The organism is Mongoliitalea daihaiensis, from assembly GCF_021596945.1.
GTDB classification, from domain to species: Bacteria; Bacteroidota; Bacteroidia; order Cytophagales; family Cyclobacteriaceae; genus Mongoliitalea; species Mongoliitalea daihaiensis.
On record NZ_CP063779.1, the window covers coordinates 1,627,613 to 1,640,000 of the forward strand.

General features: G+C 42.0%; 8 protein-coding genes. 2 read left to right on the top strand and 6 right to left on the bottom strand.

Features of this window, described 5'->3' with window-relative positions; genetic code table 11:
* Position 1: 1 nt before the first annotated feature.
* From IPZ59_RS06865 to IPZ59_RS06880, 4 genes are read right to left on the bottom strand one after another with little or no spacing between them, the layout of a single operon-like run.
* Positions 2-2,332 (bottom strand): MFS transporter, encoded by a 2,331-nt coding sequence (locus IPZ59_RS06865; protein ID WP_236139136.1) that lies wholly within the window; start codon positions 2,330-2,332, stop codon positions 2-4.
* 53 nt (positions 2,333-2,385) lie between these two features.
* Positions 2,386-3,654: a glycosyl hydrolase family 17 protein gene (locus tag IPZ59_RS06870; RefSeq protein WP_236139137.1), complete on the bottom strand. Its 1,269-nt coding sequence runs from the start codon at positions 3,652-3,654 to the stop codon at positions 2,386-2,388.
* 18 nt (positions 3,655-3,672) lie between these two features.
* Positions 3,673-5,385: a glycoside hydrolase family 3 protein gene (locus tag IPZ59_RS06875; RefSeq protein ID WP_236139138.1), complete on the bottom strand. Its 1,713-nt coding sequence runs from the start codon at positions 5,383-5,385 to the stop codon at positions 3,673-3,675.
* Positions 5,386-5,412: 27 nt separating this feature from the next.
* The gene (locus IPZ59_RS06880) at positions 5,413-6,672 is read right to left on the bottom strand and encodes a glycoside hydrolase family 2 TIM barrel-domain containing protein (protein WP_236139139.1); all 1,260 of its coding nucleotides are present in this window, start codon (positions 6,670-6,672) and stop codon (positions 5,413-5,415) included.
* A gap of 414 nt (positions 6,673-7,086) precedes the next feature.
* Here IPZ59_RS06880 and IPZ59_RS06885 point away from each other — a divergent pair, with 414 nt between their 5' ends.
* A complete protein-coding gene (locus tag IPZ59_RS06885; protein ID WP_236139140.1) occupies positions 7,087-8,292 on the top strand; it encodes a hypothetical protein in 1,206 nt (401 codons plus the stop codon).
* On the top strand, positions 8,259-9,938 hold the full coding sequence (locus tag IPZ59_RS06890) for a hypothetical protein (RefSeq protein ID WP_236139141.1): 1,680 nt from the start codon (positions 8,259-8,261) through the stop codon (positions 9,936-9,938). The genes IPZ59_RS06885 and IPZ59_RS06890 overlap by 34 nt, the downstream gene beginning before the upstream one ends.
* Before the next feature lie 5 nt (positions 9,939-9,943).
* Here the strand turns inward: IPZ59_RS06890 and IPZ59_RS06895 are convergent, their stop codons facing one another.
* Positions 9,944-11,077 (bottom strand): DUF4221 family protein, encoded by a 1,134-nt coding sequence (locus IPZ59_RS06895; RefSeq protein WP_236139142.1) that lies wholly within the window; start codon positions 11,075-11,077, stop codon positions 9,944-9,946.
* Positions 11,078-11,084: 7 nt separating this feature from the next.
* A complete protein-coding gene (locus IPZ59_RS06900) occupies positions 11,085-12,227 on the bottom strand; it encodes a DUF4221 family protein (RefSeq protein ID WP_236139143.1) in 1,143 nt (380 codons plus the stop codon).
* Positions 12,228-12,388 lie beyond the last annotated feature (161 nt).

The window sequence follows — 12,388 nt, forward strand, 5'->3', positions numbered from 1 at the left end:
ATCAATATTTTAGTTGTTCGTGTTTATTCCATAAACCCCAAGATTGGCCTACATCTCCTTCCTGTCTTACCTTCCATGATTCATCGAAAGAGGAGAAGTAGAAGAGTTCCACCTGGGATTCCTTAGCCCAACGCTGGGCATTGATAAAGTAGTGTACAGCATTTTCTGCCGATGGTTCGGCTGCGTGCAGGGCTGTGCCTTTATCCGGCCAGCCTGTTTCGGTGATGATCACTTTCTTTCCGTTGGATGCATTTTTTACCAATTCATACATATTGCTTAAATGGCTACTCGCATTGGAAATATGAATTCCTTCCCAAAACGGATAACAGTTAACCAAAATCACATCGCAGGCCTCCATGAGTTGAGGATGGGAAAGGAATTGATTGTAGGTATCTACATAAGCGACTGGTACATGGGGGATTTCCTTTTTCACCTGATGGATATAGGCTATGAGTTCTGCTAAGGTCAGGTCACCTCTCATCAGTACTTCATTGCCAATCACAGCAATATCCACCAAGCCTTCTTTAGCGAGTGCCACCAAAGAGTTGATTTCCCGTAGATTCATCTCCTTATTCGCATCAACCCAAGCTCCAGTCATGGTTTTTAAACCAAACTTTCGAGCAGCTTTAGGAATCAGTTCGTTGCCACCGGTGCAAGAAAAAGAACGTATCCACTCCGTATGTGGAGCGATGATTTCCATTCTTCGGTAAATCTGTTCTTCGCTCAATGGGTCGCCAATTTGTTGTCCTTCTAAGTATGGGCTGAAACAGATACCATGGAGACCACTTCCTAAGATTCCATTGAAAAGGCTTTTCACTTCCGCAGGTGAATGTGCAGTTAGGTCTATATCTGTTTTCAAGGCTTCCCGTTGTGCGACTACCAAGGATGTTTGGGATTGGTAAAGTGGGATGGTTACTTCAGTTTTTCCTGTTTTTCTGGCATTCAATTCCGCACGGATCTGATTGGCCCGCTCCTCATCTACATCGTAATCATGCATAAGGTACATGGCTGCCAACGTTCCAAGCATGGGTAATCCAGAGAAGAAGATCCGTAAGCCATCCACAGCCCCTTCTGGCTGAACAGCTGCATTGCCATCAAATCCTACCACTGTCAAAATCACCCCGCTCAAGCCACCAGCAATGGCGAAACCAAACTTCACCATGTACCAATAGATTGCACCAAACACGCCTTCTCTTCGCACTCCGTAATTCAATTCGTCCAAGTCAATGACATCCGCAGTCATGGACATCATCAGCACAAAAAGGCTTCCGATACCGAAGGAGTGGAATGGTAGGGAGAAAATAAACATCCAAGGTTTTCCGGGTACAAAAAGAAACCATAAAGAAGCATAGCCTATCAAGGCAATTCCCTGAGATACCATGAAAGCGTTTTTCTTTCCGATTTTTCTGGACATAGCTGCTACAATCGGGATCACAATAAAGGTGGTCACCAATGCGCCTACACTGCCAAAAATCGGAGTCCAATAGCCAGCTGCACCGGCATCTCCATTAAATAAATGCCATACGACAATGAAAAATACAAAACCTGCTACGGTATTGAATGCATTGAAGATAAAGAAGGTGGAAATACAAAGTTTTCGGAATGGTCTCGAAGCAAAAGCTTCCTTGAAACCTTTGATGATCTGTGCAACACTATCACCTATGGCATTAAATGTAAGGGGTGAGAAATTCTCGTTTTTCGTTGATTTACTCGGGATGAATATCGCTGGAATCATCGCGCAAACAGAAAAGATTACAGCTACCCAAATGGATAATTGACGGGTAGCGGCTTCTGGACTTGGAAACCAGCTAGGATCGTACATGATCACCCAAAACCAGGGGGCGATTACCCATGCCCATTGTCCTATCCATTGGGCAATCGCCATGATCTGAGTGCGCTCATGGAAGTCTTCACTCATCTCGTAGCCCATAGCGACATATGGCACACTGAAAATGGTCAAGCCTATGTAAAAGCCGAATGAACCTAGTAAGAAATAGGTGAAATTATAGCTTACACTATTTTCTCCGTATAGTTGCCACATTCCTGTGAAAGCAACTCCCATGATGATGGCTCCAAGAAATACATATTGACGCCTTCTACCCCAAACGGACTTTGTGTTGTCAGAGATGAAGCCCATGATAGGGTCAGTTACAGCGTCAAGTACCCGTGGGAGGAAATAGACTACCCCCCACATCCATCCGGGGAATCCCAGATTTTGTACCAGCACGACCATAAATATTCCTAGTGAAGCGGGAAACATTTGGTTGGCAAGCATGCCCATCCCGAAGGCAATCTTTTGCCCCATAGGGACTGTACGAGCGGTTGTTGACATAATTTTGGGTTGTGTGGTTAATTGTAATGGTATGTCAGTGGTTAAAGTGTATGTTATTTCGCTGGCGGAGCCATCACTGTCTGAAGTATTTTTTCTTTGTCCCCTCCAAAGGTTTTGATAATTGGATTGCCATCTCTGGTAAGCCCATCAAAAACACCTTGATCTACCAAATCCCATAAAGCGTATTTAGCTTCTCCTTTTTCAGTGAATAATCCAAAATGGTTTTCTGAACCGATTGGATTGGTGGCGTCTTTCCAAGGTTCATTGAATCCTTCAAAATAGAAGCAGGAAATACCTGCCGCATCGGTCCATTCACGCATCAGTTGGTGAAATTTAGCCTGCTTGTACTCATCGGTAGCTCTAGAGCCTTCCGGTCCATATAATCCATCTGAAGTAGATGCCCAACCGGTTTCACCAATGTGAACAGGCTTATTTACGCCAATGCTTTTCATGTAATTGGTCACCGAATCGTACTGTGCTTTGGCAAATTCAATGGAGCGGATCATGGCTCTGTCAACTTTTTCGATTTCAGTCAATTTAGAATCCTCCACAGGAACTCTCCAGAAATCTGGATTGTAGTGGGAGTTATGGTAAGGATAGGTATGCATGGAAATAAAGTCCACGGAGCGAATCAATTCATTCAGGTCTTCTATATGATATTCCGGGCCACCACCACCCCAAGAGGAGAAGTCATCGGAACTCGTGATCCACAAATCTTTTGGAAGTTTTCCTTCTGCTTTTAAAGCCTGGGTATGTTTCACCCACTTGAGGATGACATCTGGTTGCACATAATAGCTAGTTGCCCATTTGACCATTGCTTCATTACCAATGGCAAGGATTTTAACGATATCGGGATATTGATTGACAAGCGCTACGGCACGGTTGATTTCTTCTTCATTTTGTTCACTTTCAATATTATGGTCAGGCTCCATACCAGTCCATGCATTTTTGCAGTCAATCCATGCGCCTAACATCAGGTACATTTCAAAGGAAGGGTCTTCTGCTTTGATTTCGGAGATGGCTTTGAGCAAATTGGATGCGTGTGCAAATTGTACGTTGTAGGTCCGAAGGAGTCGGATACCCATCGCATGTAAAATTCTCACATCTTCTTTCAATTGTGCTACTGTGGGTTGAATCTCTCGTGATTTCTCTCTATACCCTTCGTACGAAATAGCCCTGTAGGCCGGATTACCTAAAATATCTTGTGCTGTCACTTCTTTTATAGATTTATCTGATTGTTCTGTTGATTGATTACTACTGCATGAAAAGCCTGCTGCTAATGATACCCATATGCAAAGGGACTTAATGAAGTTAGATTTCATGGGATTATTGTTTAGGTGTTACCGATAAGTTAATCCAAAACCAATGGGGAAAAGAGGCGTGATGGATGTGTCCCAATAATTTGGACCATATTTCCCATCGAAATCCGCTATTGATTTGGGCCAAGAATGAGGAAGTTTTCCTTTGAAGTCAAATTGCCCAAAGAGTACTTCCGCAATTCCATCGCCTTCCGAACCTGGCAACCAAGCTGCTACAAATGCATCGCTTAGATTGATTTGATCCGTAACTACCAATGGTCTCCCCGAAATCATCACGACTACCGTTGGAATTCCTTTGGCGGCATATGTTTGGATGTATTGCTGATGATCTTCTGTCAATGTAAGTTGGAACAAATTCATTTCTCCTCCAATATCTCCGAAAAACTCTGCATAAGGTTTTTCTCCCACGACAACGATTGCCACATCTGCATCTTCCACAGTTGCTGAACCATCCATATCGTAAATGACTTCTTGTCCAGCTAACCGTTGTATTCCCTCCAAAATAGTTGTAGCCCCCGCATAGTTTTCTTCTGTTCCCTGCCAGTTTACCGTCCAACCTCCTGATTGAAGGCCGGAATTATGGGCAAACGCTCCCACTACCACAATTTTTGATGATTTTTTGAGTGGGAGGATATTGTTTTCATTTTTCAATAACACCAAAGATTCTCTAACGGCTTGCTTGGCCACAGCCCGGTGTTCTGGAATTCCGATTTTCTGTATTAAACTTTTGTCTGGGAAGGGGTTGTCAAAAACGCCGAATCTAAATTTTTGTCGGAGAATTCTTCGGACTGCATCATCGATGCGCTCCTCGGGTATTTCTCCCTCCAACACACCCTTTTTCACGCCTTCCTGAAACATGTCCAAATCCCCATCCACAGCCATAACCACATCGACTCCTGCATTGATGATGGCATTTTGTCCAAAGCGGGAATAGGCTTTCCAGTCAGAAACCAAAATTCCTTGGAAGCCAAGTGTCTCTTTCAACAATCCTGTGAGCAATTCTTTATGCGCATGCATGGGGACTTCGTGCAAGGTATTGAATGATGCCATGATGGAGGCAATACCAGCTTCAATCGCTCCTTGGTAGGGGGGTAGCAGTCTTTTCATGACTTCTTCCTCACTTAACGTTGTATTTCCGCCTTCCACGCCATAATCCGTGGAACCATCACCTATGAAATGCTTGGCTGTAGCCATTACACCCGAATTTCCATTGGGTCCTTGGTGACCTTTCACGGATGCTTTGGTGAGTTGGGTGGTGATATCCGTACTTTCAGAAAATGCCTCATACACACGTCCCCATTTTTCATTGAATGGAATGGCTACGCATGGAGAAAATACCCAATTAAAACCAGTTGCTTTGGATTCGATTGCGGTGATAGTGGCGGCTTTTTCGACTAGCTCTGCGTTATTTGCAGCTCCCAAACCAATATTGTGGGGGAAAATAGTAGCTCCTTCATACGTGTTTTGTCCATGCACAGCATCTACTCCAAATATCAAGGGAATCCCCAAACGGGTGGATAATGCCTGTCTTTGAAACGCATTGAATTTATCCTGCCAAGCAGCTGCATCTACTCCGGGAAGTGGTCCTTGCGTATGAATTACCGAGCCGATAAACTTTGTTTGTATATCTTCTACACTGACATCATCAAAATGACGCACTTGAGTCATCTGACCGATTTTTTCATCCAGAGTCATTTGGGCAAGCAAGGCTTCTATTTTTTCTTCTACTGCCATAGTTTTAATTGAATCTAACCGGTGTATTCATGTATCAGGACCTTCGGATATAGCTTTCGCTTTGGCGGCATGGAGATCTATTTTTTTAAATTTGCTTTGAAGATCCTGTAAATTTAGCTCTGATGCGTAAGGATTGATTTCATGGACTTGCTGAAGTACGTAGTATGCTGCTCTAGGATAAAGGGGATAATGCCCATCTTGGGTGGTAGCTCCTTTGGCACAGATACCAAACCATTCCTCGTTCATGTTATTTTGGCCCTCCATGTAATCATGAAAATAGCCTCCGTTGGACCAAGTGGATTCTGTATTGTGTTTGGAGAGGTCTTTGGTTTGTCCTACTTTCCACCAACCATCGCTGAATTGAAAGGTAAACCCTCCTAAAGAATTTCCGGCTTTGCCCAGTCCTGCGGCATTTTCGTACATTTCTTTCCAGTTGGCCAGCAAATACATGGCCTGAGATTCTTGATCTTCCTCGTTGTTGATGGCGTGGTAAGCATCTGCTCCCAATTCTGTCAATAGCACCGGCTTGTTTAATTCATTCAATACCCTGTCATAGGTGTCGCCAAAAGAAAGCCCTCGGTAGATATTGATACCAAAAATGTCAATGTCCTTACACTCCTCTGCAATGATTTCTAAAAACAACAAGTCTCCATTACAAATCGCAACCGGGTGATTGGTGGAGATTTTTTTCATTTCCAAGGTAGCCTCGTTGAATAAACGATACATGGCTCTTGCTCGCTTGGTAGATTCCTTATCCTGAACAGGAATATCCTCTGTTTCAGCTCCTCCCCAAAAAAGTCCGTAATTGTTTTCGTTCCCCAATAAGTATAACAATAAACCCGGGGTACTTTTATAATCCTGAGTCATTTTGCGTACTTCATCCAAAAGAATCTTTTGAACTCTGGGGTCGGCATATTCTGTGTTTGCCATCCAAGTTCCATCTACTTCTACTCCATATCTCCCAAAGGAATGATTGAGCATGGTGTAAATCCCATAATTTTCATAGATGTAGGTAATCCACTTGGCAGGTATGCCTGTGTACACTCGAATGGCATTGACGCCCATTGCTTGCAATAGTGACATTTCATCATCCAAGGCTTTTTGGATGAATGCATCAGATTTTTTCCAAAGATTGTAATTGTAATTGGTGCCGATGGGGAAGTAATCCCAGTTCATACCATTGACCATAAAATCCTTGCCATCGACTTGCAGCCGCATGCCGGAGTCATCGTGGATGACGGTAACTTGGTTATTTGGAGCACTTGCACATGCCAGTAAAAAAAGCATGCAAAATGCCAAGGGGTTTAGGTACTTCATAAACAGAAAATATAAAAACATGCAACTTCCTCATGAAGCAGCAGATAATAATTTCTACAATTAGCATGTAATTACTCGAATAAGGTCAAAAAATCAAAGTGTAGGAATACATCAATTCTTTCTTTTGACTACTACAAAACTTCAAAAAATGCTTTATAGTGCCATTTTTTTAAGTTATTAGGCTTAATTCTGATTCTACAAGTGGTTTTGTGTAGTTTTAATTTTTACCATGAAAAATGAAGATTTGAATTTCGAATTTCATGGTAAATAGTTTAAGTTACATATTCTCCAAAGGGTCCGAAAAAAATACTAGTCATTGAATGCGAGTCTCTTCTTTTTTCTTCCTTTAAAACAATTGATTATATTTCGGTAAATCTTTTCACTATGAAAACATACGCAATAACAGCCGTTTTGACAGAAGAAAAAGTAGCTTCTGATGTTAAGGAGTCGACTCGATTGATTCCTATCTATGTTTACGCATCTGTGTTTGCTTCTCTCTGTATTGTCATTGGATTGATATGGGATATATCTTGGCATATGAGTGTGGGAAGAGATGGCTTATTTTCACCTCCCCATATTGCGATTTACGTAGGAGCATTGATTGCAGGAGTGTTTTCAGGAATCAAGGTATTGAAAACAAGTTTTTGGAGTAGTACAGAAGAAAAATCTCAAGCGATCAGGTTCTGGGGGATTTTTCATGGGTCCTTGGGTGCCATGTTTTGTATTTGGGGAGCATTTGCTATGCTGACCTCTGCTCCTTTTGATGATTGGTGGCACAATACATATGGCTTGGATGTACAGATTCTTTCTCCCCCACATGTGTTGTTGGGTTTGGGCATGATTATGATTCAATTTGGTGCGATGATATCTGTGACAGCCCTGCAAAACAGGTTGAAAGATGCAGTGACAGCTAAGGCTGGTCTTCATTTACAATGGATGTTTGCGTTGACAGCAGGGATTTTATTAACCATGGTGTATGTTTTAGTTTCCCAATACTTTTGGACTTTCCGAATGCATGGAGTCTTGATGTATCAAATAGCAGCATTAGCATTTCCCTTATTTATGGTTTCTGTGACTTATGCAGCCCCCTATCCATGGGCATGTACCAAGATGGCAGCATCCTATACTTTTATCATGGCAGCGATGGTTTGGATCTTGCCATTTTTTCCCGCTGAGCCTTTATTGAGTCCTATTTACAACTTCATTACGCATATGCAGCCCTATCATTTTCCTGTTCTGTTGATAGTGCCTGCCATCGGAATAGATTTGGTACTTATGAGATCCAAAAAAATGAATAAATGGTTGCTAGCGGGTTTGTTGGCTGTAGTTTTCTTACTTCTTTTTGTTCCAGCCCAGTGGTATTTTGCTGAATTCCTACAGACAGAAGCTGCTCGAGGTTGGTTTTTTGGAAGGTCATCCTGGGCTTACATGACTCCACCGGATTCTTTCATACGTTACAATTTCCATCCTGAATACGTAGATACGGGTTGGTCTTTGGTAAAAGGGCTTTTGATTGCTTTACCGATTGCAGCTATTTCGTCAAGAGTTGGCTTGTCATGGGGAAACTGGATGAAACAGGTGAAAAGATGATTCGGAATAAATTTATAGGCTTATTTGGAATCCTTGCTTTTGCTTACCTAAGCATGGGCCATGTTGGAAGTCCTGGTGTCATCTTTGAAGGGATGATGGGTGATTATCGCGTGTTGGCTAATGTGGCCCCTCCTGATGTGATCCCAGGTATTGCCATCGTTTCTGTCATTTTACCTGATAATCCAACGGATATACAGCTGGAAGCGAGGCCAGTATATTGGAGTGCTGGACTACAAGGCACACCTACAGCGGATCCTTTAAAGCCTGTTTTGGACGAACCTGGAAAGTACGAAGGGGAATTGTGGTTTATGCAGATGGGGGCCTCGAGTGTTCAGCTTATTTTAACCAAAGGTGCTGAAAAGTATGAGGTGGTGGTTCCTATCATGGCAATGCCAACTGCCCAAAAGGACATGCCTCAGGAACTGGGAATGGTATTGACTGGACTGGGGGTATTTCTAGTCATTTTACTAGTGACGATTTTTGCCTCAGCAATGGGCGATAGTATTCGTCAGCCAGGGGAAGCAAGAAATCAAAAAGGGCAACGTAAACGAGTAATTGGAACAGCAGTTGGTGCGGTAGTGGTAGGCTTACTTTTATGGGGAGGCAAGGCTTGGTGGGATGCGGAAGCTCGCTTGTATAATGAAAGGCTGTACCAACCATTTAGTGGAACAAGTTCTTGGGTGGAAAAGGCGGATGGAAATTACCTACACCTAAAAGTGGATTCTACCGAGTTAAAATACGGTGCTATTACCAGGCAACTGAGTTATATGGTGCCTGACCATGGGAAGTTGATGCACTTGTTTTTGATTCGAAAAAACGATTTGGACGTATTTGCACACTTACATCCTAAGAGAATAGATTCCTTGAATTATGAGGTACAACTGCCTCCATTACCTGCAGGAGCATATCATGTGTTTGCAGATATCACCCGCTATACAGGCTTTGCAGAGACGATAGTGTCTGACTTGATCATCCCTGAAACCAGCAATTTTCAATTAGCCAGTAATCGGATAGTACAATTAGGAAGGGATGACACCTACACCTATTCCAATCCAGTTGGCAACAAGCCGTTATTATTGGATGGAGATATTATGGTATGTGGTAAACCGGGGATAAAAACGGATTTACCGGGAGGCTATTCTGCTATTTGGGAGACAGAGACGGGTAAATTTGAGGCAGGGCGTTTGTATAGCTTAGATTTTGCCCTCTTTGATGCCGATGGTCAAGCAGCACAGCTGGAATCCTATCTAGGAATGATGGGGCATGCAGTTGTGTTGAAACACGATGGGTCGGTTTTTATTCATTTACACCCCACAGGTACCTATTCTATGGGTTCCCAGCAAATGCTCTTGGAGCGATTCGAAACTGGGAAGACAGGCTTCAGTAATTTGCCGGGTAAATTGACTTTTATGGATAGTGTAGATCGAGTGCTTGCTTATTTGGATGCTTTGCCTGATACTGCACGAGACAGTCTTTTAATGGGGGATATGGTCCACACCACGTATGTGGATGATCCAGCGCATGAAGCTCACAGCATGGTCAGATTTCCCTATGCTTTTCCCCAACCGGGAGATTATCGTATTTGGATACAGGTAAAAATCAATGGGGAAATCGTCAATGGGGCCTTTGACGTGGAGGTGATATGAGCAGGTTAGTTTACATGAAATCTTACAAAACCCAGTTCATCGTTGATGTTTACTCTAAGCCACAACTTCCCATCCTTTATAAAATAATCTGAAAAATCCGGTGCTGTATGAGTATTATCAAGGATTTTGACCTCTGCTAAGAGCTTAAAATTCTTATCGTACTTCAACAGATAGGCATCCCATCGTGCAGGGTTATCTTCATGTGCAGGTTTGGTCTTATGATAGGCTATTCTATAAAATTCATTGGATGTAGGGTCATGAACAAGCCTGTTGAATTTGAGTTCTTCATCCAATACACTTACTTGGTTTCGAAATTCATCCCAAGAATCTGTTTCTAGTCTATAGGTCTTGCTTTTAGTTCCTTTGACTTGGCCTTCTTCTACATGGACGCTTGATAGTTGCTTTGATTCAGGATCATAGCTGAATATTTTGTTGTTGGCCTGATTGAATATATACGCCAACGTATTCCAATAAAGCATTCCTACAGGTTGAATAATCGATCGGGTATTTCTGCCTTCTTTAAAAATGACGCTGTAGTCGTTGATTTCCAAAAGCTCATCATTATTAATGATATCAACGGTTTCGTTTTCAAAATCCAAGAAAGCGAGGTGAAGCAAATCACTGTTAAGAGCGGTGACTGCGGATAATAGTTGATTAGGCCTGTCCAACAAAGTAAACGTATTTTGAAACATATATCCTTCTCCAAGGGCTTCCTTGCCTAATGCTGAATTTCTAAGATTTACTGAAGAAGCTTTTGTCAAATGTGTGGTTAGTAATTCTATCCTGTTGAAATTATAGAATACAAAGATGCTATCGTTCCAGAAGTCAAACCAATTGACCATGCCCACCCCATCAGGGCCTTCTTTTTCTACTTTCAGTTTTTTCTCTAATTTCAGTTGATTTAGGTCAATTACCTCTAGCTCGCCACTTGCATTGATGTAATGATATAGCTTGGAGTAGTCCTGAGAAAATCCACTAAGAAACATATTGGAAGCAGCCATTAGTATCTCATCACCTGAGTCAACTAGCACGGTGTCGATGGTAACTTTTGAAATGCTTTCTTGGCTACCCGTAGATTGACGCTCACAGGAAGCTAATAAGAGGGCAGATAAAATTAGGATTGATATACGTTTATTCACAAGGCTCTTAGTTGATTTTCATTTTTACAAAACCTAGCTCATCATCTATATTTATATAAATCCAAATGACACCATCTTTCACGAAGGCATAGGTTGGGGCAACTGTCAGATCGGTCAATGTTTCTCCGATTAGAGTCAAGTTTTCGTCAAATATGCTGAGATAAACTGCTGATATGGGCCTATTCTCTGGCATTTTGAAAAGTGGGCCATCATAAACCCCCGTGGGACTGGTTTCAAAAGAAAACCTGTAAAACCGACTGTTTTGAGCATCCCAAATGGGTGCCATGAAGTTGATTTCAGCGTGAATTTGCTCTGACACCTCTCTAAAGCGCTGTTCAGAATCCACTTCGGACGGGTAGCCACCCTTTTTTCCTTTGGCAGTGAGTTTGGGGCTGTAGTCTATTTGATAAGCACTGTCTGACTGGGTGTCGATGACAAATAAGTTAGCATATGCGGAATTGGATAAGATTAATGTACTCTCAGCTCTACTTACGGTTTTCACAGAAGGCATCACACCATTCATATTTTCCATTTTCAAGGTCAAAGGATAGTCTTGGAGCAATTCTTTTCCAGGGAGTTTGATTTCTTTGATGTGTTTTTGTTCAAAATCAACTTTAGTAAAAACTTCCTCTTCTCTCATCATACTGCCTAACATGCCCCAAAGAATGTTGCCATCATGCGAAGCCAAGGATTTTCTGTAAAAATTGGTACCATCTTCTAGATCATCAAAATTCTCCTTTGTGAAGGTATAGCTGCGAAGCTTGTTGCCCTGCAAATCAAATAGACCTATTTCTGAGAAATTGGCCAAAAAGATATGTTCCTTGTCCAATATACCCATCCATGTTACAAAAGAACCAGTCCCGTTTGGACCTTCTTGTTCGAATGGTATTTTCTTTTCCAGAACCAGTTGATTCAAATCTATAACATCCAAACTGGAAGACTGTGGGTCAAAAAGATAAAGTTTAGAGCCGTCTTCAGTAAGAGCACTGTTCCAAAGTCCTGTTCGTAGATTGATAATATCTTCTCCAGGGTCGACCATTACCGTATCCATGGTAATGGTGATTTGATTAAAATCTATTTTGGATTCCGTCGAAGGATTGCAGGCAAGGGAAAGTGAAAGGAGCAAGAAAAGTGCGGGAGTATATTTCATAAAGCCTCAGGTTTGAGACTAAAAAGTTAATGAAATAATTGAGAAACAAAAAATTGTTTTAGGAATGTGGTTTACCTTAAATTTTTTAAATTTTAATGTCAGGTGGATGTTCCTACATTACTTTTAAGGTCGAAAAACACATCTGAACTTAAAAAATCAAA